We start from the raw sequence: 23,112 nt of genomic DNA on the forward strand, positions 1-23,112 counted from the left end.
CCAGTTCGGGGAGTCCCGCACCCCGAAAACGGCATGTGATCCTTCCCAAACCGGTTTGGGGAGCCCTGCACCCCGGGGAAGTCGTGCCCGCGGGGAGGTCGTGGGTGGGCAGCCGAACAGCGGGGAATCAAAGTTGCAGATCGTGACGGCGGTTTCTTTCCCAACAAGACAGCTCACCCGCTCCGACGACACAACTCACCGTCGCGGGCTCCGCCGAAACCCACGACTCGATGCACCCGGCGGATAGCGGCAACCGGTAACACGCACTGGGGACCGGGAACAGGCAATGGTGACTGGGGATAGGTAATACCAGGTGCCTACCCACCATTGCCTGTTCCCTGATCCCGGATCGGGTTGATCGCCGACCGCACATCGGACAGGAGAGCGCGCGGCGTACGTGCCGGACAAAGCTGTGGTGCGCCAATCAGCTCACGAGGTGATCGGAGCGCCGTTCCTGAGGTTGTGCAGTTGGTCCGGCGCGGCCAGGAGCATCGGGAGGCGGCGCGCGTTGAGCGGTGACACCAGTCCGGCCAGTTTGTCCGGCGGGTGCCACGAGACGCCGCGGATCTCGAATCCGTCCGGCTGCAACCGGTCGATCAGCGACGGGTCGTGCACGCCGCCGTCGTACAGGATCTCGACAGCGTCGCCCCAGCCCTCCCAGCGCGGCAGCCAGTCGATCGCCAGTACGCCGAGCAGCGGGAGCGCCGTACCGAGCTCCTCCTCCATCTCGCGGGCCGCGCCGGTCGCCGGGTCCTCGTCCGGCTCGACCACCCCGCCCGGCAGCTCCAGGTCGTTCTTGTAGCTGACCTGGCACAGCAGCACCCGTCCACCGGTGTCGCGGACGACGACGTGCGCGATCACGCGCTTCTTGGGCAGCGTCGAGTCCATCAACGCCGTCCAGCCAGTCACGGTGTTCGGGCGCGGGTCGTCGGTGCGCATGCCGTAGATGGCGACGTCCCGGCGCTCCCCCTCGACGAGTGCGGCGCCGCGCAGGATGCCTTCACGCCGGAACCCGGAGCGGATCGCGATCCGGGCCGACGAATGCAGCTCCGGGTCCACCTCGACCTGCAGCCGCTCGAGCCCGAGCTCACCGAAGGCGTACTCCGTTACGAGTCGCATGGCCTGCTCTGCGACTCCTGGGCCGCCTTCGAGCGACCAGACGACCAGAGCGGCCCCAGGCGTGGTCCGGCGCACCTCGATGGTCCCCATGGTGTCGCCCGGGGCCCTGTACTCGACGGTGAACGTCGTCACCTGCCCGTTCGGCTGCGCAGGGCGCAGCGTCAGGTCACCATCTGACAGCGGTTCCACGGCGGTCACGCCGTGAACGCTACCCGGTGAAGCGCAGGTACACCGTCGCCAGGGGTGGCACGGACAGCTCGGCACTGCTGTCCATCCCGTGCCAGGGTGTGCCGTTGGCCTCCACCGCGCCGAAGTTGCCGACACCGGATCCGCCGTACGAGTTGGCGTCGGTGTTGACGACCTCCTCCCAGCGACCGGCGTACGGCAGGCCGAGGCGGTAGCCGTGGTGCGGGATCGCGGAGAAGTTCGCGATACACGCCACGGTCGGCTCGCCCTCCTCGCCGTACCGAACGAACGAGAACACGTTGTTGCCGGCGTCGTTCGCATCGATCCAGCTGAACTTCTCCGCGTCGTGGTCCGTCCGCCAGAACGCCGGGTTGTCCTTGTAGACCCGGTTCAGGTCGCGGATCAGGTCCTGCAGGCCCTTGTGGTCGCTGTGCTCCAGCAGCCACCAGTCCAGCTCGCCCTTCTCCGACCACTCCGACTCCTGGCCGAACTCGCAGCCCATGAAGAGCAGCTGCTTACCCGGGTGCGCCCACATCATCGCCAGGTACGCGCGGAGGTTCGCGAGCTGCTGCCAGCGGTCACCCGGCATCTTCCGCAGCAGCGACCCCTTGCCGTGCACGACCTCGTCGTGGGACAGCGGGAGGACGAAGTTCTCGGAGTACGCGTACATCATCGAGAACGTCAGCTCGTGGTGGTGGTACTGCCGGTGCACCGGCTCGTGCTCCAGGTAGCGGAGCGAGTCGTTCATCCAGCCCATGTTCCACTTGAAGCCGAACCCGAGACCGCCGAGATGCGTTGCGCGGGTGACACCCGGCCAGGACGTCGACTCCTCCGCGACCGTGATCACGCCCGGGACCCGCTTGTAGAGCGTCGCGTTCATCTCCTGCAGGAACGACACCGCCTCCAGGTTCTCGCGGCCGCCGAACTGGTTCGGCACCCATTGACCCTCTTGGCGCGAGTAGTCCAGGTAGAGCATCGAGGCGACCGCGTCCACCCGCAGGCCGTCGATGTGGAACTCCTCGGCCCAGTAGAGCGCGTTCGCGACCAGGAAGTTCCGCACCTGCGGACGGCCGAAGTCGAACACCAGCGTGCCCCAGTCGGGCTGCTCGCCGCGCCGTGGGTCCGGGTGCTCGTACAGCGGCGTCCCGTCGAACCGGGCCAGCGCCCACGCGTCCTTCGGGAAGTGCGCCGGCACCCAGTCGACCAGTACGCCGATCCCCGCCTGGTGCAGCCTGTCGACGAGGTGCTTGAAGTCGTCCGGGTCGCCGAACCGCGACGTCGGCGCGAAGTACGACGTGACCTGATAGCCCCACGAACCGCCGAACGGGTGCTCCATCACCGGCATGAACTCGACATGCGTGAAGCCCATGTCGTTGACATAGGCAACGAGCTCGTCGGCCAGCTCGCGGTACGACCTGCCCTTGCGCCACGAGCCGAGATGCACCTCGTACACGCTCATCGGCTCGGCGTAGGCCTGCGCGTCGGCGCGCTGGGACAGCCAGTCCGCGTCGCTCCACTCGTACGTCGACTCGTGCACGACGGACGCGTTCGCCGGGGGAGTCTCGGCCAGGTTCGCCATCGGGTCGGCCTTCTGCCGCCAGACGCCGTCACGGCCGCAGATGTCGAACTTGTACCGCGTGCCGGGGCCGACGCCGGGCACGAACAGCTCCCACACACCGGAGCCGCCGAGCGACCGCAGCGGATGCGCGCGCCCGTCCCAGAAGTTGAAGTCCGCGGTCAGCCGGATGCCCTGCGCGTTCGGGGCCCAGACCGCGAACGACGTACCGGTCACGGCGCCGCCCGGGCCCTCGTACCGCCGGACGTGGGCGCCGAGCACGGTCCACAGCTGCTCGTGGCGGCCCTCGCCGATCAGGTGCAGATCCACCTCGCCGAGCGACGGGAGGTACCGGTACGGGTCGTCGACCTCGGTCGCGGGACCGTCGGTGTAGGTGACCTCGAGACGGTAGTCCGGGACCTTGTCGATATCGAGTACGCCGACCCAGATCCCGTCGTACTCGTGCCGGAGCTCGAGCCGCTGGTCGTCGTACAGCACCGTCACGCTGTTCGCGTACGGGCGCAGCGCGCGGACGGTGACGCCGTGGTCCCCGAGATGTGGGCCGAGCACCTGATGAGGATCGTGGAACGTGCCGGCGACCAGTCGTTCGAGATCGGTCCGATCCACCGAAACCGCTGTCACCACAGGCACGTCAGCCGCCACCACCGGCTCCTCAAAAGCTTCACGCTCTCCCATAAGTCCCATCCTGCCCGATCCCTACGCCATTCACCGCAACCCCGTACCCGTCGAGTCCCGAAGTACACAAACTCAATCGCTCAAAGCAGCGCGAACGGTGTCGAGGCGGGTGCTGTAGCGGGGCCAGGCGAAGCCGGTTTTGGTGTAGGAGGTGGTGGTTTCGGTGACCAGGGTGGTGGCGTGGGCGCGGTTGCCTTGGGCGAGTGCGAGGGCGGCCGCGACTGCGCGTGCGGCGAGCCAGGACGTGCTGTGGTCGGGGGTTTCCGCGAAGACCGCGTCCAGGAGGCCGGCCGCTTCGTCGAGTTCGCCCTGCAGGACCAGGAGGTCGGCCAGGTCGATGTACGCGTGCGTGACGCCGGTGTCGTCCGCGATCGCATACTCGACCGCGGAGCGCAGGAATTTCTCCCCCTCGTCGAGATCTCCGCGGGCGACCGCGACCAGGCCGCGGATCACGTCGTTGAGCGGCAGGATCTGCCGGTCGTCGAGCCGCCGCGCGTAGTGGTCGGACTCGGTGGCCGCCTGCAACGCGTCGTCGTACCGCTCCAGGCCGACCAGTGCGCCGGCCAGGTTGCTGAGACCGCGGGAGAGTCCGTGCTCGTCGCCGTACTTGCGATCCGCGACGATGCACGTCTCGTAGCACTCGAGCGCCTTGGCCGGTTGGCCTGTGTAGACGTACAGCGTGCCGAGCGCGTCCGTGCACGCCGACAGCCTGCGCTCGTGCTGCGGCGACGTCTGCGCCAGGGCCTGACCTGCGAGCAACGGTGTGAAGGCGTCGCGGAGATGACCGCGTTCGATCTCCACGATGCTGCGGTAGTAGAGGGCGGTCAGCGTGAGCGTGTCGTCGTCCTGTGTCCGTGCGAGCGCCTCGGCCACGGTCAACGACTCCGCGGCCTGGTCGAACTGGCCGCACATCGTCAGCACGAAACCGTGATTGCTCAGCGCCGTGACCCGCTCGGCCGTGGTCGCACCGGGCGCATCCGCGAGCGCGTCGAGGTGGCGAGCGGCTTCGGCGTACATGCCGCGGATCAGCCAGGGCGTGTGCAGCGCGAGCGCCAGCCGCAGCCCGACGACCGCGCGGTCCGTCCCCGGGGCGCGGTCCAGTACGTCGAGCAGGTTCGGCCACTCGCCGAAGACCTCGGCCACGGACTCGGCCGATGCGAAGTCGTCGTCAGCGCGGCCGACCGCCTCGACGAAGCCGACCGCCCACTCCAGCTGCGCTGTCCGCGCCAGCTCGGTCTCGCCGGCCTCCTCGAGCTTTCCGAGCGCATAGTCGCGCACGGTCTCCAGCAGCCGGAACCGCCGCCCGTTGACGGCCTCCACCGTCAACAGACTCCGGTCCGCCAGCTCGGTGAGCGCCGGTGCCACGTCACGCGGCTCCGTCGCGACCTGTTCTGCTGCTTCCAGGGTGAAGCCGCCCGCGAACACCGCGATCCGGCGCAGTACGGCGCGCTCCGAGTCACTGAGGAGCTGATGACTCCAGTCCAGTGCGGCGACCAGACTCACGTGCCGCAGTTGCGCATCGCGCGCACCGGCGACCAGCAACCGCATCCGGTCGGCCAGCCGCTTGGCCAGCTGTGGGACGGTCAGGGTCCGCGTGAGACCAGCAGCCAGCTCGATACCGAGCGGGTAGCGGTCGACCGCCGTACAGATCGCCGCAACCTGCTCCGGGTCGGCTCCCTGCGCATCGGCGGCGGACCGTTCACCGAACAGCCGGGCGGCGTCCAGCGGGTCCAGCGGCCGCATCGGCCGGACCTCCTCGTTCGCCAGCTGCAAGGGCCGCTGTGACGTGACCAGGACGGTCAGCGCAGGCGCCCGCTTCAGCAACGCGGCCACGATCTCCGCCGTCTGCTCGACCAGGTGCTCGGCGTTGTCGAGCACGAGCACCGAACCGTCCAGCGCCGCCGCGGCCGCACCCAGCGGATCGTGCCCGCCCGCATCGACACCCGCAATCGCTTCCAGTACGGCGCTCTCACGCTGCAACGGCGCCAACTCGACCAGCCGTACGCCGCGACCTGCCACCGTCCGCGCAGCCTCGAACGCGAGCCGGGACTTCCCGCTCCCCGGACCGCCCGTCAACGTGACCAGACCGGGCTCACCGAGCCGCTCTGCCAGCGACGCCAGCTCCTTGTGCCGCCCGACGAAGCTGGTCATCGGAGCCGGCAGCGCGGGAGCCTTCACCGGCGTCGTGACAGCCTGGGAAAGCAGGGCAGATTCGGGAAGCAGCGACGGGTCCTGGCGGAGCAGGCGCAGCTCCATCGCGGCAGTGTCCGGGGCGGGATCCACACCGAGCTCGTCGGCCAGCCGGCCCCGCAGCGTTGCCAGCCGCGTCAGCGCGTCGGCCTGCCGACCGGTGCGGTAGAGCGAGAGAGCCAGCAGGCACCAGAGCCGTTCGTGCAAGGGGTTCTCAGCCGCCAGAGCCTCCAGCTCGCGCGCGGCCTCGGCGGCATGTCCGAGTGCGAGTTCCGCGTCCAGCCGCTCGACCTGCAGCGCCAGCCGCCACGCGTCCAGTTGCTCGGCCTCAGTCACGGCGTACGGGACCGTGCGCAGATCGGCCAGCGACGGCCCCCGCCACTGCGCGAGTGCGGCCTGCGCCGTCGTACGTACGGCGAGGTGGTCGCCGGACCGCACCGCCGCGTGCATCTGCTCGGCTGCTCCACGGGCTGCGTTCAGGTCGGTCAGCCGGGCCGCAAGCGCGTACCCGCCGTTGACCCGGACCAACGCCTCAGGAGCGTCGATCGCCCCGCGCAAACGGGACGCGAGCACCCGCAACCGCTCCGTCGGGCGGGCCAGGTCGACGTCGCCCCACAGATCGGTCGCCAACCGGTGGTCCGGCACGGACAGCCCGCCCGCCAGCGCCAGCCGGACCAGCAGCGCGCGCTCCAGCGGACGGTCGACCGCGACCGGATTGCCCCCGAGCCTGACCGCCAGAGGCCCCAGGACAAGGACCTCTAACTGTGGTGGCTCGGGCGACATACCCGAAAGTATTGCAGTGAGCGTTCACAAGCGCTCTGTAATTCTCAGCCCCGAGAGGATTGCTTGGTTGAGATTTGGGGTATCACTGTTCGGCCAACTGCGCGGCCGCCGCCAGCGGGATCGGCAGCCAGCTCGGGCGGTTGCGGGCGTCGTACAGGACTTCGTAGATCACCTTGTCGGCGAGGAACGCGTTCAGCAGTACGCCGTGCTCGCGCGGGTCGGCGCCCGCGACCTCGGCGTACCCGTCGCAGAAGGCCTGCTGGTTACGGGTCGTCCACTCGGCCGCGCGGTACGCGATCTGCTGGTCGCCCTGGTGATCGGCCAGCAGCGACCGGGCCGCGTAGTCGAACGAGCGCAGCATCCCGGCGATGTCCTTCACCTCGGTGTCCAGCGCCCGCCGCTCGACCAGCGACTTCGCCGGCTCGCCCTCGAAGTCGATGAGCTTCCAGCCGTCGATCGTGCGCAGCACCTGACCGAGATGGAAGTCGCCGTGGATCCGCTGCACCGTCACCGGCTGGTCGTACGCCGCCAGCGCGTCGAACGCCCGCGCCAGACCGCCGGCGTACGGCGCGAGCTCCGGGATCGCGGCAGCGGCCTTGTCGAGCCGGCGCCGCATCGCGTCCGCGTGCTCGACCAGCTTCGCCGGCTCCCACACGTCGGTGCCGAGCGCCTTCGCCAGCTCCGAGTGCACCTGCGCCGTACTCGCGCCGAGCCGGTGCGACTCGGCGGCGAAGTCACCGCCGACCTCCTCGGCGTGCAGGTCGGCCTCGGCGTACAGGTCCCGCACCGACGAGGTCGCGAACGTCCAGCCGTCGGTCGCGTTCTTCTGGAACGCCGTCATCATCGCCAGCTCGCCGCTGTCGGTACCGCCGCCCGCGCGCGGCCACCGACCCCGCGCGGACCCCAGCACCTCCGGGACCAGGTCGGACCCGGCCTCGGTGAGCGCCGACTCGATCTCGACCCCGGGGTTGCTCCCGGGCTCGAGCCGGCGGAACACCTTCAGCAGCGCGACGTCGCCGAACACCAGCGACGTGTTGCTCTGCTCGACCGTCAGCACCAGCGACTGCGCGTCCTCCGGTACCTCGATCGATCCCTCCGGCGCCTGGACGGGATGGAACTCCAGCCCGTCCAGCTGCCGTCCGTGCGTGAGCCCGTCCAGCCAGTACGGCGTCGCTTCCTTGTCGTGCAGCGCGTCGTACACCCAGACCTCGGTGTCGCCGAGGTCCGGTTCGGTCCACTCACCGACCAGCGCGTGGCCGAGGTTCTCGACCGGGGCGCGGTGGTAGCTGAGCGGCAGCTGGTACACCCGGATCGGGGATTCCGCCCCGGGTGGCCCCGCACAGTAGACGAACCCGATCCGGACCGCCGGCCAGGCGTCCGCGTCGGACAGCCACGTCGACGTGGCCACCGCTTCGACGTGAACGTCGTGTCCCTTCTCCCCGAACCACCTCTGGCTCGCGCAGAAGGACTGGACCTGGTCCAGATGGGAAGTCACTTAAATGCTCTCCTCATGCTTTTCCGGCTGGGCTTCCGGCTTCGTCACCGGCAGCCGGAACCAGTAGAAACCGTGCGCGCCGAGGGTCAGAAGGTAGGGCAACTCGCCGATCGTGGGGAAGTGCACACCGCCGAGAAGTTCGATCGGCTCCACGCCCTGCCACTGCCGCAGGTCCAGCTCGATCGGCTGCGGGAACCTCGACAGGTTGTTCACGCACAGCACCACGTCGTCGCCGAACTCCCGGACGTACGACAGCACGCTCGGGTTGGAGCCGCCGAGGTCCGTGAAGGTGCCCATACCGAACGACGGGTGCTGCTTGCGGGTCTGGATCATCCGCCGGGTCCAGTGCAGCAGCGACGAGGCGTTCTCCATCTCGGCCTCGACGTTCACCGCCTGGAAACCGTAGACCGGGTCCATGATCACCGGCAGGCTGAGCTTGCCCGGTGTCGCGGTCGAGAACGAGGCGTTGCGGTCCGGGGACCACTGCATCGGGGTGCGGACGCCGTCCCGGTCGCCCAGCCAGATGTTGTCGCCCATACCGATTTCGTCGCCGTAGTACAGGATCGGGGAGCCCGGCAGGCTGAGCAGCAGCGCGGTGAACAACTCCATCTTGTTGGTGTCGTTGTCCAGCAGCGGGGCGAGGCGGCGGCGGATACCGATGTTCGCCTTCATCCGCGGGTCCTGCGCGTACTCGCCCCACATGTAGTCGCGCTCTTCGTCGCTGACCATTTCGAGGGTGAGCTCGTCGTGGTTGCGCAGGAAGATGCCCCACTGGCAGGTGTCCGGGATCTCCGGCGTCTGCGCCAGGATCTCCGAGATCGGGAACCGCGACTCCCGGCGTACCCCCATGAAGATCCGCGGCATCACCGGGAAGTGGAACGCCATCTGGCACTCGTCGCCGCCGGAGTCCCGGTCGCCGAAGTACTCGACCACGTCGGCCGGCCACTGGTTCGCCTCGCAGAGCAGGACACGGTCCTCGTAGTTCGCGTCCACCTCCTTGCGGACCCGCTTGAGGAACTCGTGGGTCCGCGGGAGGTTCTCGCAGTTCGTGCCGTCGACCTCGAACAGGTACGGCACGGCGTCCAGCCGGAAACCGTCGACGCCCAGGTCCAGCCAGAACTTGAGCGCCTCGATCATCGCGTCGCCGACGGCCGGGTTCTCGAAGTTCAGGTCCGGCTGGTTCGAGTAGAACCGGTGCCAGAAGTACTGGCCGCGGACCGGGTCCCAGGTCCAGTTCGAGGACTCGGTGTCGACGAAGATGATGCGCGCGTCGGCGTACTTCTCGTCGGTGTCCGACCACACGTAGAAGTCGCCGTACGGACCCTCGGGGTCCTCCCGCGACGCCTGGAACCAGGGGTGCTGGTCCGAGGTGTGGTTCATGACGAAGTCGACGATCACCCGGATGCCGCGGGCGTGTGCCTGCTGCAGGAACTCCGCGAAGTCGGCGACCGTCCCGATCTCCGGCATCACCTCGGTGTAGTGCGAGATGTCGTAGCCGCCGTCGCGCAACGGCGACGGGTAGAACGGAGGTAACCAAAGACAGTCGACACCGAGCCACTCGAGATAGTCGAGTTTCTCGGTCAGGCCTTGCAGGTCGCCGATGCCGTCGGCGTTGGAGTCCTTGAAGGACCGCACGAGGACCTCGTAGAAGACGGCCCGCTTGAACCACAGCGGGTCACTCTTCGTCAGTCCGTGGTGCTGCTCCGGCAGCATATCGGTCACGCTCACCTCCATCAGGTGTCTCTGAACCTAAGTTCCCGTACCCCGTTCGGGCGCACCTAAAAGGGGAGGGCAGTGCGTTGAGCCCGGACAACTCCCGGGGGTACTGCGGTGATGTGGTGACGCCGTCGGCCGGACGGGTCCGCAAGGCGTTCCGCACAGTCTGGCGGCCCTTTGCCAGTACAAGCAAATAGGGCTCGCGATCCGGTCGTACTGCGATTCGATGACGGCCGTCGCGACGAGCTTCGGCGCGGTCGTCCTACCGCGGCGTACTCACCGCCGCGGCGACCGCTCATCACGCTGTTTACCGGTCTGCTGGCCGGCACCACCACGCCCGCCACCACGCTGGTACCGCCGCAGCAGCCCCCGCACATTGACCGACTTCAGCCCCGGATACGCCTCGTCCGCATTGACGTTCCGCCCTTCCTGCCCTTCGCCCGGCAGAATCACGGCGTCCGGCTCCAACGGCTCCTCGGCATCCGTTCCCATCAGGATCTCCTTCGAGTGGATCAGCCGCGCCCGCGGCCCGCGTTTCTTCCCGTGGCCCGCGTGTTTCCCGGTACGAGCTTGTAGCCGGCCGCCCGCAGTTCAGCCTCGGCGTCACGTCTTTTCTTGGCCATCAGTCGTCCGGGAGAGTCACGACCAGTTGCTCGGGTACGCCGACCACGTCGGCCAGCGCGAGGATGGCCTGCTTCAGGTCCTCGATGGCCTCTTCACGGGTCTCGCCCTCGCCGTTGGCGAACGCATCGGGGGTCAGTGCGGCGTGGGCGACCCAGCCGCCGTCCTCGTGGTCTTCCTCGACGGTGAAGGGCACGTGAATGTCGCGGGGCAAGGCCGCCTCCTGGTTACTCGGTGTCGTCGAAATCGTAGGACCGAGACAGGTCAGTTCTCCGGGACGTCCACGTCGACGGTCAGTTGTTCGGGGGCGCCGGATTCGGCTACTACGCGGGCGATCTGGACGCGGAGGTCTTCGAGGGAGGACTCGCGGGTGTCGCCCTCGCCGGACACGAAGATGTCCGGGGTGAGTGCGGCCTCGGCGATCCAGGTGCCGTCCTCGTCCTCGCCGACGATGTAGGGCAGGTGAAGCTGACGTCGCAACGTGTCTCCCAGGGGTCGGTCGCGCGGGTCAGTCGCGCGGGTCCGCGGCCTTGCGCGGGCGGCGGGTGTACTTGGTGAAGCCGGCCCGCTCGGCGTCGGCCTCCGTGCGGAACCAGACCTCGGGCTTGGTGCGGCCGTAGTACGGCGATTCGGGGGTGTGGAAGAGCATCGACTGCGCGTTCCCCTTGATCGTGAACCCGTCCGGCGGCCCCTGATGCGGTACGGCGTCGGCCGAGCCCTCGCCGTACCGCCCAGTTGGCACGTCGTTGGGCGCGTCCGGAATCACGTCAGCAGCCGGCTGGATGTGGTCGAACAGCGTCTGCTCCCCACCCATCAACTGCGAAAACACCGGCTGCTCAACCGGCTCCGCAGGACCTGCGGGACTCGCCGGGGCCGCTGGTGCTGGGGGAGTTGCTGGGGGAGTTGCCGGGGCGGGGGTGGGCTCAGGCGCCGGGGTCGGCTGGGTGAGGTCGGCTGTTGGTGTGGGCGCCGGGGCCGGGTGTGATGGCTGAGGGGTGGTGCGCGCCGGCGGGTGGGTGGGGGTTGCGGGGGTGGGGCGGCGGCGGTCCAGGAGGCGCCAGGTGATGGCTGCGCCTACCAGGAACGCCAGGGCGGAGCCCAGCCAGTTGTCTCTCAGCAGCCAGCTCATCAGCGCGCCCCTCGGGCCGAGTGGCGGACGAGGCGGTGTACCAGCCAGGCGGCCGCGCTGCCCAGTACGAACGCGACCAGCAGCAGAATCCAGGTCTCGGCGATCAGCCAGCTCATTCAATTCCCCTGCACTACTCGGATCTCGGCGCGGCGGTTCGCGACCCGCCCGGCGCCGGTGGCGTTGGATGCGATCGGGAACGCCTCGCCGTACCCGTGCGCGAGGATCCGCTCCGCGCCGACCCCGAGCCGCACCAGTTCGGCCTTCAGCGCGGCGGCCCGGCGCTCGGACAGCGGCAGGCTGGTCGCGGTCGAGCCGAGGTTGTCGGTGTGCCCGGCCACCTCGACGCGCACCGTCGTACACGACTTGAGGACGGCGGCGGCCTTCACCACGGCCGGTTTCGACGCGCTGTTCACGATCGACGTACCGGACAGGAAGTTGATCGGGTACTGCCGGCTGAACTCGGCCAGCCGGCTCGGGAACGTCCGGCACGGCTCGCTGACCGCGCTCTTCGGCGCTGCCGGCAGCGCCAGCTCGTCCGCGATCACCGCGCCCGGTACGGCGGCCGCGGCGGCCCGGCCGATGGTCGCCTTGGTCGCCTGGTCCGGCACCTCACCGGACAGCGTCACGGTTTCCCCGTCGTACCGCACCGAGGCGTCACCGCCGCCGATCGCGAGCGCCCGCAGCAGCGCGGACAAGGTCGCCGCGTCAGCGAGCCCGTTCGCGGCGTCGATCGTGGTGCGGTCGTCGTACTCACGGCCCTCGCCGAGCAACTGCTCCACCTCGGCGGCGATCGCGTCCTTGACCGCCTGACTCCGCACCGGCGCCTGCACCCGGATCGACCGATCCGTCCGCCCGACCTCGAACGCCGGTACGTCGGAACGCTCCGGCGTACTGCTACTGGTCGGACCAGGTGTCGGACCAGGTGTCGGCGCAGGTGTCGGCGTTGCGCCGGCCTGCCCGTTCACGAGCTCGACGGACCGTACGCCGTCGACGCCGGACACGACCTCCCGGACCACCGCCGGATCCGCTCCGGACGGCACGGTGATCCGCGCGTTCCGGCCGTCGAAGTCGACGAAGCCGCCTTCGATACCGCGCGCCTTCAACGCGGCCGTGGTGCGTTCGCGGAGATCGTCCTCGGTGGTGCCGGCCCGCGCCGGAATCAGCACAGCCGTCAGCAGTACGGGGACTGCGAGGGCCGCGAGCAACCAGATGACGAGCGGCCGTCGAACGAGACCGGGCACTGTTCCTCCGTGGATGCGGTCAGAGTGACCGTGCGCCAGGAGACTACTCCGCTTGACGGGCCGATCGCACACCTGTCCGGGGAGCGTCGCGAGGTTTTGCCTGTCCTGTCTCGGACAGGACGCATATGTGCCAGCCCTGCGGCCGCCGAATCCCTTGACTTAGTTCGAGCCGTGAACAGTACTTAGTGCGGGCTGGTTCGACTGGGAGGGGCGAGCTTGTGATGCCGATCGAGAGGCCGTCCGATGCGTCGTTGGTGATCGGCGTGGCCGCGTCCACGGCCGAACGGGTACATCTGGCCCGTCTGCTGGGCGGCGCCGACGCACTTCTGCTGGTGTCGAACGCCGACCAGGCCCGCGCCTTCTTGGAGCTGACCGGCGTCACCGTCGAGCCAACCACGGCAGTCGGCGAGGCGGTCGGCGTACCGGCTGTGCCGACCGTGGCAGCGGCTGCGGAGCGGCGGATGCAAGCGGTGCGCGAACCTGAGCCGGTCGCCGAGCTGCGCCTGGACGTCGACCGCCGGGTGGTCCGCTGGAAGGACCGCGAGATGCCGCTGACCCGGCTGGAGCACGACTTTCTGCACTGTCTGGTCGCGGAACCCGGCCGGGTGTGGACGTACCAGCGCCTGCATCACGCGGTCTGGGGCAACGAGCACCTCGGCCACGGCTCGCACATCCACTCGGTCGTCAAACGCCTCCGCCAGAAACTCGCCAACCTCGGCGCCACCGTCACCATCCACGCCGTCCGAGGCGTCGGCTTCCACCTCCTCCCCACCACCTGACTCCCTCCCGCCCCTCCCGCAAAGGGCTCGGCCCCCGGACCAGATGGTCCGGGGGCCGAGTTCGTTACTCGCTTACTTGATCGACTTCAGGGCGAAGTCTTCGGTGACGGGGGAGCCGGCGACCAGCTTGGTGGTGCGGGTCTGGGGCTTGTAGCCGTCCTTCGCGGCGATCAGGGTGAGCGGGTTGTTGCGGCGGTCGAGCCAGTACGCGTACTTACCGTCCTTGTCGGTGATGAACGTGTAGGACTGCGCCCACGAGTCCACCTGGACGATCGCACCCGGGAGAGCGGCGGAGGCGCCGGACGAGCTGACGCCCGTGACGGTGCCCTGCAGCTTGCTCCACGTGGTCGGCGGGGTGACGTTCATCGTCACACCGACGGCCGGGACGGAGTACGGCGTGTTCTCGCCGATCGTCACGGCACCGCTGTAGGTGCCGGGCTGGTCGACGCTCGCGGTGAGCGTGACCTTGACGGTCGCCGACTGTCCCGGGGCCAGGGTGACCTCGGTCTGGTCGATGGACAGCCAGCTCACGTCAGCCGACGACTCGGAGCAGTCCTCGAGACCCGGCAGGGCCTCACTGTCCACAGTCGCGTTGAAGCTGCCGGACGAGCCGCCGATCTTGTAGAAGCCACACGCCGCGCCACCGCGGTACCGCGGCAGGTTGGCGTTCGGCAGTGCGGTCCAGCTCTCGGACGACGGGTCGTACGAGAACCCAGCGTTGGTGACCGCACCGGCCTGGACACCGCCGACGATCAGCAGCTTCCCGCCCGCGACGGCGTACGACGCCGCCCAGTGGTCGGCCGGAGCGTCCGCGATCGCGGTCCAGGAGTCGGCTCCCGGGTCGTACACGTACGCCGCCTTCAGCGAGTTCGTGCCGTCGTTACCACCGGCGCAGTACAGCTTGCCGTCGATGGCACCGCAGGACGCGAACGCGACCGACTGCGGGTAGTTCGCCAGCGTCTCCCAGGCGTTCGCCGCGGCGTCGTACCGGACGACCGTGTTGCTCATCGGCAGACAGCTGGAGGTGGTGCACCCGCCGACGGCGTACAGCTTGCCGTCGAGCACGGCCTGACCGGCCGCGGCCCGCGGAGCCGGGTTGGCGGCCAGCGCGGTCCAGGCGTTGGCGGCCGGGTCGTACGACCAGGTCTCCGGCGCCGGACCGGCTGCTCCCCAGCCGGAGCTCGCGATGATCTTGCCGCCGACCACACCGACGCTGATGGCGTTGCGAGCACCCGGAAGCGGGGCGATCGCGGTCCAGGCGAGCGTGGCCGGGTCGTACACGTAGCTGTTCCCGGTCGACGCACTACCGTTGCCACCGGCAATCGAGTAGGTCTTGCCCTCGAGGCTGACCACCCGGTTGTCCATCACGGACGCGGGGTAGTCGGCGATGTCGGCCCACGGAGCCGCCTGCGGCTTCGCGGCGGCCGGTGCCGCACCGGTCTTACCGGTCAGCATCCGGGCGAACGAGGTGTCCACGGCGAGCCGCTGCAGCGGTGCGCCGGGCCCGTTCTCCACCTGGGCCTTGGTCGTCGTGCTGCCGTTCGCGTTCTGCAGGACGAAACCGTTGTCCTTCTCACCGAACTTCACATCGACGTCCGCGCCGCCGGTGTTCGTGACCTTGAACGACTTGGTCACCTTGCCGGTCGGCAGCTTCAGGTTGCCGGACACAGTGCCCGGCGTGACGGCCAGCTGGCCGGCCTTCAGCGTGTAGTCGGCCGCGGTCGTCCAGTCGGCCTCGACCCCGACGGTCGCGGTCGAGCTGACGTAGTTGCCGGCCTTGGCGGTGAAGCTCTGGTCGCCGTCGACGGACGAGTACAGCCAGTAGAAGCCGTCGTTCAGACCGGTGTCCTCCGGCGTCGCGACGGTCGTCGCGGACTCGCTGCTGCCGTCACGGGTGACGACCGCACCGTTCACGAAACCGTTCGTGTTGGCGTCCTTGACGTTGCCGACGACGATGCCGCCGCCGGTCGGCACACAGGTGATCTGACTGCCGACGAGGACGTTGTCGACCTGCCACCACCATTCGTACGACGCGTTGTAGTAGTGGAACCGCACCTGGACCGCGGACTGGCCGGCCGCCTGCGGGATCGCGATCTCCTTGACGCCACGGGCGTCGACGGACTGCGTGAGCACGTTGCTCCAGGTGGCGCCGCCGTCGATCGACAGGTCGACGTCGCCCTTCTCGCCGCCGAGGTAGTTCAGGTCCTGGTTGAACCGGATCACCGGAGCGGTGACCGAGGTCAGGTCCACGACCGGGCTGACCAGCGACGTGTCCTGGGACCCGCCACCGCCGTACTTGTCACTGTCGATGATCGCGAACTTGCCGCTGCCACCGGCCAGGTTGCCCCGGTTGCCCGGGTCGTCGAACTTCCAGACCTGCCCGTTGCCCTTGTTGTCGACGACGGTCCAGCCGCTCGGTGCGGCACCGGAGTCGAAGGTCTCGTACACGCCGTCCGAGCCCCACTTGTACCCGGGCGCGGTGCTGCACGAGGTGCCGTCGGCCGGTACGGCGACGTTCTTCGTCAGGTTGCCCGTGCCGACCGTGATCGGCTGGCTGACGGTCTGGTAACCCGGGTACTTCGACTCGATCTTGAGCGAGTACGCCGCACCGGACGGGACCTTGAGGCTGTACCGGCCGTTGCTCGGGGTCGTGTAGTCGAACACGCCACCCGGACCCTCGACCGACACCTTCGCGTACAGCGGCCAGCCGTGGCCGGAGCCGTCCGTGATGGTGCCACCGACGCTCACCTGCGGAGTGCTCACCAGAGCGAAGTCCTTGGTGGTCGTCTGACCCGTGGTGATGGTGGCGGTGGCGGTCTGCGTCGCGTAGCCGAACGACGCGACCGTCAGGTTGTAGTCGCCGGCCGGCAGGACGGACGAGAACGTGCCGTTGCTGCCGGTGGTCAGCGTCTTGTCGGGCTGGCCCGCCGCCTGCACCGTTACGCTGGCGCCGGCGAGCGCGGCACCACCGGTGGCGGCGGTGACAGTGCCGGCGAGGGTGCCGGTGTCGCCGATCGGCGCCGCGTTCAGGAGTGCCAGCGCGTCCAGACGGCCCTGACCGAAGACGTTGTTGTTCGCGTCGGTCCCGCCGCACTGGCTGTTCGGCGCGTCGATCGCGGTCGAGTTCAGCAGCGCCCGCGTGCCCGCGACGTCACCCTTGAGTGACGGCGAGGCCGACCACAGCAGGGCGACGGCGGCCGTCAGGTGCGGCGTCGCCATCGACGTACCGTTGAAGGCGCCGTACGTGTTGCCCGGCAGGCTGGAGCGGACGTTGACACCCGGGGCCGAGATGTTCGGCTTGATGGTGCCGTTCTGACCCACGCCGCGGCCGGAGAACGACGCGATGTTGTTGTTGATGTCGTAGGCGCCGGCCGAGTAGTTGCTCGTCAGGCTGCCCGGCGAACCACTGGTCTGACAGGCCGAGCCGCTGTTGCCGTTGGCGAACGTCCCGAAGATCCCGGACGCGGTCCAGGCCAGGGTGATGTCCTCCATGAACGGGTCGTTCGACGGCAGTGTGGAGCCCCACGAGTTGTTGATGACGTTCGGCCGCTTGCTCGCGTCCGGGTTCTGCCCGGCGAGGTCGGTCGGCTCGAGCATCCACTGGCCGGACGAGATCAGCGCGGCGTCGCTCGGGCAGCAGCCGTTCGCGGCGATCCACTTCACGCCCGGGGCGACACCGATCTGGTTGCCCGCACCGTCGTCGCCGGCCATGGTGCCCATCGTGTGGGTGCCGTGGCCGTTGCCGTCGGACGGTGCGTTCGGCGAGGTGCCGGCCGCGTCGAACCAGTTGTAGTTGTGGTTGAAGGTGCCGTCACCGTTGTTGCCGCGGTACTGGTTCACCAGCGCCGGGTGGTCGTACTGCACACCGGTGTCGATGTTGGCGACGACGATGCCCTCGCCCTTGTCGCCGTACTGCGACCAGACCTGGTTCGCCTTGATGTTGGCGACACCCCACTCGACGGCCTGGATCGCCTTCTCCTGCTGGCCCGGCGTGACCTTCGGTACCTCGATCTGTACGGGCGCGTACAGACCCTCGACCTCGGTGTGACCGGCCAGCTTCTGGGCGAGTTCGAGCGAGCCGCTCTCGATGCGGATCGCGTTCGTGCCCCAGAACGACTGGTACTTCACGTGCTGCGCGTCCAGTTCGGCGCGGATCTTCGCCTGGCTGTCCGCGGCGGCCTTCTTCAGCGCCGCGGCGACCGCGGTGCCGCGCTCGTTCCAGTTGCTGATCTTGCCGGCGGCGGTCAGGTCGGCCTTGGCCGCGAACCGGACCCAGTAGTCCGTCGCGGACTTGGCGTCCTTGCCGTCCAGCTTCTCCATCAGCTCTGGCTTGATCTTGGAGGCCGGTGTGGCCTCCGGCTTGGTGGGTGGTGAAGCCTGGGCCTGGCCGGCGGCGGCCAGACTGGTTGCGACGACTGCCACCGTCGCGAGGGCACCCACCAGTGACCTGGCGAGTCCCTTTCGTTGATGTGACATCTCTGCAGCCCCTCACTTGAACGACCCCGAGTCGACTCCCCCGAGTCATTGCTGCAGGAGGGCGCGTCCGAAACGCACCGTGCCCCCCAGGTCGCGGCATGTGACACCGCAAGCCTGTCGTGGACCTTATGTGTCAGAACAACGTGGTAACAAGCACACTTGGTGAGCAACTTGTGACTAGCTGTCGCGCCGATCGAGGCAACCTGGGCAAACGTTGGCATTCCGTTGACGATCCGAGGCAGGTATTGACATCGTGATCAGATGGTCACCGCCCGTGTCCCCGCCCCAGCGGACGCCGATCTGACCGAGTCCTTCCCGCTGCTGATAGCGGTCGCGGCCTCGCCCGAGCAGCGCGTCCAACTCGCCGAACTCGTCGACGACGTCGCACCGCTGTTACTCGTCTCCAGCCTCGACGAACTGCGCAAACTGCTGGTTCCCGCACAACCACCGCCGCCCAACGACGCCGACCAGGCGCCATCGGTTACGTCCGAAGAACTGTCGTCACGTCTCGCCGCTTCTTCGGACGTAACGGATGAGACGGACGTACTGACGATCGACCGGGCTCGTTCGGTGGCTCGCTGGCGCGGTCGCGAGATCCAGCTGACGGAACTCGAACAGGAACTGCTCAGCCGCTTGATGTCCACGCCGCTGCGGGTCTGGTCGTACGACGCTCTGCACCAGACCGTGTGGCGAGACCGGAACATTCGCGGCACCGCGGACGTCCACTCGGTGGTGAAACGCCTGCGCCGCAAGCTCGACGACCTCGGTACGACGGTCACGATCGACGCCGTCCGCGGGATCGGGTTCCGGCTCACCGATCACCAGCGCCCGATGATCACCGATCTGCGTGCGGGGTAGTTTCTGTTCCCGTGACCTTCTCCGCGCTCAGTCATCTCGAATGTCCCCGCTGTGGCGCCACCCACGACGCCGATCAGGTCATCGGCCTGTGCCCGTGCGGATCGCCGCTGTTCGCGCGGTACGACGTACCTGTTCTTCGTAAGGAAGATCTGGCCTCGCGGTCACCTGATCTGTGGCGGTATCACGAGCTGTTGCCGGTGCGGTCGCCGGAGAACGTGGTGACGCTGGGGGAGGGGATGACGCCGCTCCTGCCGATGCCGCGGTACGGCGCCGAGCTCGGGGTGGATCGCCTGCTGATGAAGGACGAAGGGCTGATCCCGACCGGGACGTTCAAGGCGCGCGGCGCAGCCGTCGGGGTGTCCCGCGCGTACGAGGTCGGCGTCCGGAAGATCGCGATGCCGACGAACGGCAACGCCGGCTCGGCCTGGGCCGCGTACGCTGCCCGCGCCGGCATGGAGGCGCTGATCGCGATGCCGATCGCCGCGCCGGAGATCTGCCGCCGTGAGGTGACCGCGGTCGGTGCGCGGCTCCAGCTGATCGACGGGCTGATCGGCGACGCGGCGGCGTACATCCGTGAGCAGCCTGGGTACTTCGACGCGTCGACGCTGAAGGAGCCGTACCGGATCGAGGGCAAGAAGACGATGGGCCTCGAGATCGCCGAACAACTCGGGTGGTCGTTGCCGGATGTGATCGTCTACCCGACCGGCGGCGGCGTCGGCATCATCGGCATCTGGAAGGCCCTGAACGAACTCCGCGACCTCGGCTGGATCTCCGGACCCCTTCCGCGCCTGGTCGCCGTCCAGTCCACGGGTTGCGCGCCGATCGTCCGTGCCTGGGAGAAAGGCCTGCCGGAGAGCGAGCCCTGGGCCGACGCCCACACGATCGCCTTCGGCATCACCGTCCCCAAGGCCCTCGGCGACTTCCTCGTCCTCCGAGCCGTCACCGAAACCAACGGCTGCGCAATCGCCGTAGACGACGAAGACATCCTCACCGAGCAACACCTGGCGGCTCGCCTCGAAGGCACCTTCATCTGCCCCGAAGGCGCCGCCAACTTCGCCGCCATCCGCCGGTTGCGCGAGTCCGGCTGGATCCACGCCGACGACCAGGTAGTTGCGCTGAACACCGGCGCCGGCTTGAAGTACCCAGAAACCGTCCCACTCTGAACAGGCCCAAACGGCGCAGGTGAACAGGTCGTGAGGACTAGAGACAGGCCATTGCGGCTCTTTGTGACTGTTATGTGGGTAGTTGGCACGGCCCGGGCGGCGGAGTAAGCGTTCTCGACAGGACGTGTCGAGGGGCTGGGTAGTGCACCTGAGCGTGCCGGCGCCGGGCGCGTACGGTGTCTCGCCGGTGCTCTACCTGCCGAGCCGCCGCACACCCCCGCAAACCCAGGTCGCTGCACAGGGCTCCCCAAACCAGGTGTGGTTCTGCTCTGCTGCCCGGTTCAGGGGCGAATCCCGAACAGCACCAGGAACACGCACTGGGGACTGGGAACAGGCAATGGTGACTCGGGACAGGTAATACCAGGTGCCCACCCACTGTTGCCTGTTGCCTGATCCCGGACCGGGTTGATCGCCGCCCACACATCGGACAGGAGAGCCGCTATTGCTTGTCGTCAGTACCCAGGAGGTGTCTCAGCAGGAGGGTGCCAACCAGTCTCGCTGGCCCAGCGCTCGGCGGCTGCCATCAGTACGTCGCTTGCGGGGTCCTTGATCTGGCCGTAGGGGTTGAGGTCGCCGACGGCTGCCGCCAGGCGTTGTTTGAAGAGGGCCCAGGCGGCGCGGGTGCGGGGATCGGCGGTCAGGAACTCGCGGAAGAGCAGGGCGTACCGCTCGTTGGGCCGGCCTGCGATGCGTACGTGCACGTTGCCGGGGCGAGTATCCGCCGGTGGGCGGAACACCCGCTTGTCCCACGCCGACGGGTCTCCTTCCCAGCTCTCCGGCACGTGGTCCCGAAGCTCGTGGGCGCCCGGCGATCGTGTGAACCCGGCGGCGAGCAGTCCGTCCTCGAGTTGCTGGTCGGGGAGTCGCCGCACGATGACCTGGACGTCGATGACATCCTTCGCCGTCATCCCCGGTACGGACGTCGAACCGATGTGGTCGACACGCACCACCGACGGGCCGGCCGCTCCACGGATGAGTTCGGCCAGCTCCTCGAAGTCCCTGGTCCAGCTGTCCTGCCACTGTGTCAGCTCGATGCTCACCGCCGGCATGCTACGAGCGGCACTCCGACCAAGCGATGTAGTTTCCGGCCTTTCAGGCTTGGCCGCGGCGTACGGCGAGGATGTGGGCGGGTTCGCCGTTGGGGTCGAGTTTGACGTAGTTCTGTTGGCCCCAGCGCCACGTTGCGCCGGTGATTTCGTCGTACACCGTGAAGGTGTCCTCGGGGCGCATGCCGAGGGCGGGCATGTCGAGGTGGACCATCGACTCGCGGACCGAGTGCGGGTCGGTGTTGACGACGACGATGACGGTGTCGCTGTGGCCGTCGGGGGCGGTGGAGCGCTTGGAGTAGCACATGATCGCTTCGTCGTCGACCGAGTGCAGGGTCAGGTTGCGCAGTTGCTGCAGGGACGGGTGGCGGCGGCGGATGTTGTTCAGCAGCGTCAGGTACGGCGCCAGCGTGCGGCCCTCACGTTCCGCGGCCTCCCAGTCCCGGGGGCGGAGCTGGAACTTCTCGGTGTCGAGGTACTCCTCCGAGCCGGGCCGCAGCGCGACGTGCTCGAACAGTTCGTACCCGGCGTACACGCCCCAGGACGGCGACGATGTCGACGCGATCGCGGCGCGGATCTTGAACGCGCCGGGACCGCCGTACTGCAGGTACGCCGTGAGGATGTCCGGCGTGTTGACGAAGAAGTTCGGCCGCAGGAAGTGGCCGGTCTCCTTGGTGAGCTCCGTGAGGTACTCCTCGAGCTCCCACTTCTCGTTGCGCCAGGTGAAGTACGTGTACGACTGGTGGAATCCGACCTTGGCGAGCTCCTGCATCATCGGCCGCCGGGTGAACGCCTCGGACAGGAACACCACGTCCGGGTCGGTCTTGCGGATCTCGCCGAGCAGGTACTCCCAGAAGTTGACCGGCTTGGTGTGCGGGTTGTCGACCCGGAACACCGTGACGCCCTTGGAGATCCACAGCCGGACGATCCGCAGGACCTCGGCGTAGATGCCTTCGGGATCGTTGTCGAAGTTGATCGGGTAGATGTCCTGGTACTTCTTCGGCGGGTTCTCGGCGTACGCGATCGAGCCGTCGGCGCGCTCGGAGAACCACTTCGGGTGGTCCTTCACCCACGGGTGGTCCGGCGACGCCTGCAGGGCGAGGTCGATGGCGACCTCGAGGCCGACCTCGCGGGCCCGGCCGACGAAGTACTCGAAGTCCTCGAACGTGCCGAGCTCCGGGTGGATCGCGTCGTGGCCGCCGTCCTCGGAGCCGATCGCCCAGGTCGAGCCGGGGTCGCCCGGCTTCGGGTCGAGGGTGTTGTTCGGGCCCTTGCGGAACGAGTGGCCGATCGGGTGGATCGGCGGCACGTACAGGATGTCGAAGCCCATTTTCGCGACCGCTTCGAGCCGCAGCGCAGCGGTCCGGAAGGTCCCGGATTTCCACTGACCGGTCTCTTCGTCGTACTTCGCACCTTCGGAGCGCGGGAAGAACTCGTACCAGCTGCCGTACAGCGCGCGGGTCCGGTCGACCCAGACCGGGTACGTCTCGGAGGAGGTGATCAGCTCACGCACCGGGTACCGACCGAGGGCCGCCCGTACCTGCGGGGAGATGCCCGCCGCCAGCCGTGCCTCTGGGGGCAGCGCCCCGTTCGCCAGGGCATGCGCCGCGTCGCTCAGCGTGCCGCGGTCCGCCCGTACGGCGGGTGGTACGCCGGCGGCCGCGCGGTCGAAGAACGCTGCGCCCTCGGCGAACATCAGGTCGACGTCGAGGCCGGCCGGGATCTTGATCTCGGCGTTGTGCCGCCACGTTCCGTACGGGTCGCTCCAGCCCTCGACCGCGAACGTCCACGCGCCCTGCTCCTGCAGCGTCACGTCGACGGTCCACCGGTCGGTGCCCTGACCGACAGGGGCCATCAGCATCCGTCTGGTCTGTCCCGACGGCGAGGTCAGTACGACGTTCGCGTTCACCGCGTCATGGCCCTCCCGGAAGACCGTGGCCGCGATGGTGAACGTCTCGCCGACCGCGGACTTCGCCGGATAGGCTCCGGCGTCGACGGTCGGGGTGACGTCGGTGATCGGGATGCGCCCAGTCATGGCGTAGACAGACCTTCGCTTTCC

The 23,112-nt window shown here is 68.6% G+C and carries 16 protein-coding genes; 3 read left to right on the forward strand and 13 right to left on the reverse strand.

The genetic code is table 11. The features are described from left to right. Positions 1-429 precede the first annotated feature (429 nt). From E0H50_RS22105 to arfA, 10 genes are all read right to left on the reverse strand, one after another. On the reverse strand, positions 430-1,317 hold the full coding sequence (locus E0H50_RS22105) for an NUDIX hydrolase (RefSeq protein WP_238151136.1): 888 nt from the start codon (positions 1,315-1,317) through the stop codon (positions 430-432). A 10-nt stretch (positions 1,318-1,327) separates the two neighbouring features. Next, entirely contained in the window at positions 1,328-3,523 is a 2,196-nt protein-coding gene (gene glgB / locus E0H50_RS22110) for a 1,4-alpha-glucan branching protein GlgB (RefSeq protein WP_238151137.1), read from the reverse strand. Between the two features lie 105 nt (positions 3,524-3,628). Further along, positions 3,629-6,529, reverse strand: coding sequence for an ATP-binding protein (locus tag E0H50_RS22115; RefSeq protein WP_131291553.1), 2,901 nt, complete (start codon positions 6,527-6,529; stop codon positions 3,629-3,631). A gap of 82 nt (positions 6,530-6,611) precedes the next feature. After that, positions 6,612-8,024, reverse strand: a complete 1,413-nt coding sequence (locus E0H50_RS22120) for a maltokinase N-terminal cap-like domain-containing protein (RefSeq protein WP_131291555.1) — start codon at positions 8,022-8,024, stop codon at positions 6,612-6,614. Further along, entirely contained in the window at positions 8,025-9,758 is a 1,734-nt protein-coding gene (gene treS / locus E0H50_RS22125) for a maltose alpha-D-glucosyltransferase (RefSeq protein WP_131291557.1), read from the reverse strand. Between the two features lie 258 nt (positions 9,759-10,016). Continuing rightward, a complete protein-coding gene (locus E0H50_RS22130) occupies positions 10,017-10,232 on the reverse strand; it encodes a hypothetical protein (protein ID WP_131291559.1) in 216 nt (71 codons plus the stop codon). 130 nt (positions 10,233-10,362) lie between these two features. After that, a complete protein-coding gene (locus E0H50_RS22135) occupies positions 10,363-10,575 on the reverse strand; it encodes a hypothetical protein (protein WP_131291561.1) in 213 nt (70 codons plus the stop codon). 50 nt (positions 10,576-10,625) lie between these two features. After that, complete coding sequence (locus E0H50_RS22140) at positions 10,626-10,841, reverse strand: hypothetical protein (RefSeq protein WP_131291563.1); 216 nt, start codon at positions 10,839-10,841, stop codon at positions 10,626-10,628. Between the two features lie 28 nt (positions 10,842-10,869). Continuing rightward, positions 10,870-11,190, reverse strand: a complete 321-nt coding sequence (locus E0H50_RS43480; protein ID WP_131498590.1) for a sunset domain-containing protein — start codon at positions 11,188-11,190, stop codon at positions 10,870-10,872. Positions 11,191-11,606: 416 nt separating this feature from the next. Further along, positions 11,607-12,731, reverse strand: coding sequence for a channel-forming protein ArfA/OmpATb (arfA, locus tag E0H50_RS22150; RefSeq protein WP_238151138.1), 1,125 nt, complete (start codon positions 12,729-12,731; stop codon positions 11,607-11,609). Between the two features lie 221 nt (positions 12,732-12,952). On the opposite strand from arfA, the gene E0H50_RS22155 reads away from it, so the two are divergent. Continuing rightward, entirely contained in the window at positions 12,953-13,510 is a 558-nt protein-coding gene (locus tag E0H50_RS22155) for a winged helix-turn-helix domain-containing protein (RefSeq protein ID WP_131291565.1), read from the forward strand. Between the two features lie 72 nt (positions 13,511-13,582). On the opposite strand, the gene E0H50_RS22160 is transcribed toward E0H50_RS22155, so the two are convergent. After that, positions 13,583-17,932 (reverse strand): S8 family serine peptidase, encoded by a 4,350-nt coding sequence (locus E0H50_RS22160; RefSeq protein WP_238151139.1) that lies wholly within the window; start codon positions 17,930-17,932, stop codon positions 13,583-13,585. Between the two features lie 315 nt (positions 17,933-18,247). On the opposite strand from E0H50_RS22160, the gene E0H50_RS22165 reads away from it, so the two are divergent. Beyond that, complete coding sequence (locus tag E0H50_RS22165) at positions 18,248-18,844, forward strand: winged helix-turn-helix domain-containing protein (protein WP_131291569.1); 597 nt, start codon at positions 18,248-18,250, stop codon at positions 18,842-18,844. 11 nt (positions 18,845-18,855) lie between these two features. Then, positions 18,856-20,007, forward strand: coding sequence for a threonine synthase (locus E0H50_RS22170; RefSeq protein WP_131291571.1), 1,152 nt, complete (start codon positions 18,856-18,858; stop codon positions 20,005-20,007). Positions 20,008-20,459: 452 nt separating this feature from the next. On the opposite strand, the gene E0H50_RS22175 is transcribed toward E0H50_RS22170, so the two are convergent. Both E0H50_RS22175 and E0H50_RS22180 read right to left on the reverse strand, forming a co-directional pair. Beyond that, positions 20,460-21,047 carry a GrpB family protein gene (locus E0H50_RS22175; protein WP_202868268.1) on the reverse strand — a complete coding sequence of 196 codons (588 nt, stop codon included), beginning with the start codon at positions 21,045-21,047 and terminating at the stop codon, positions 20,460-20,462. 52 nt (positions 21,048-21,099) lie between these two features. Continuing rightward, the gene (locus E0H50_RS22180; protein ID WP_131291575.1) at positions 21,100-23,088 is read right to left on the reverse strand and encodes an alpha-1,4-glucan--maltose-1-phosphate maltosyltransferase; all 1,989 of its coding nucleotides are present in this window, start codon (positions 23,086-23,088) and stop codon (positions 21,100-21,102) included. Positions 23,089-23,112: the final 24 nt, after the last annotated feature.

The sequence above is a fragment of the Kribbella sindirgiensis genome (assembly GCF_004331435.1).
Lineage (GTDB): Bacteria > Actinomycetota > Actinomycetes > Propionibacteriales > Kribbellaceae > Kribbella > Kribbella sindirgiensis.

Excerpts from the sequence above, each read along its gene's own strand:
- E0H50_RS22115 (WP_131291553.1), bottom strand. The coding sequence starts at position 6,529 with ATGTCGCCCGAGCCACCACAGTTAGAGGTCCTTGTCCTGGGGCCTCTG.
- treS (WP_131291557.1), bottom strand. The coding sequence starts at position 9,758 with ATGGAGGTGAGCGTGACCGATATGCTGCCGGAGCAGCACCACGGACTG.
- E0H50_RS22130 (WP_131291559.1), bottom strand. The coding sequence starts at position 10,232 with ATGGGAACGGATGCCGAGGAGCCGTTGGAGCCGGACGCCGTGATTCTG.
- E0H50_RS22155 (WP_131291565.1), top strand. The coding sequence starts at position 12,953 with ATGCCGATCGAGAGGCCGTCCGATGCGTCGTTGGTGATCGGCGTGGCC.
- E0H50_RS22165 (WP_131291569.1), top strand. The coding sequence starts at position 18,248 with ATGGTCACCGCCCGTGTCCCCGCCCCAGCGGACGCCGATCTGACCGAG.
- E0H50_RS22180 (WP_131291575.1), bottom strand. The coding sequence starts at position 23,088 with ATGACTGGGCGCATCCCGATCACCGACGTCACCCCGACCGTCGACGCC.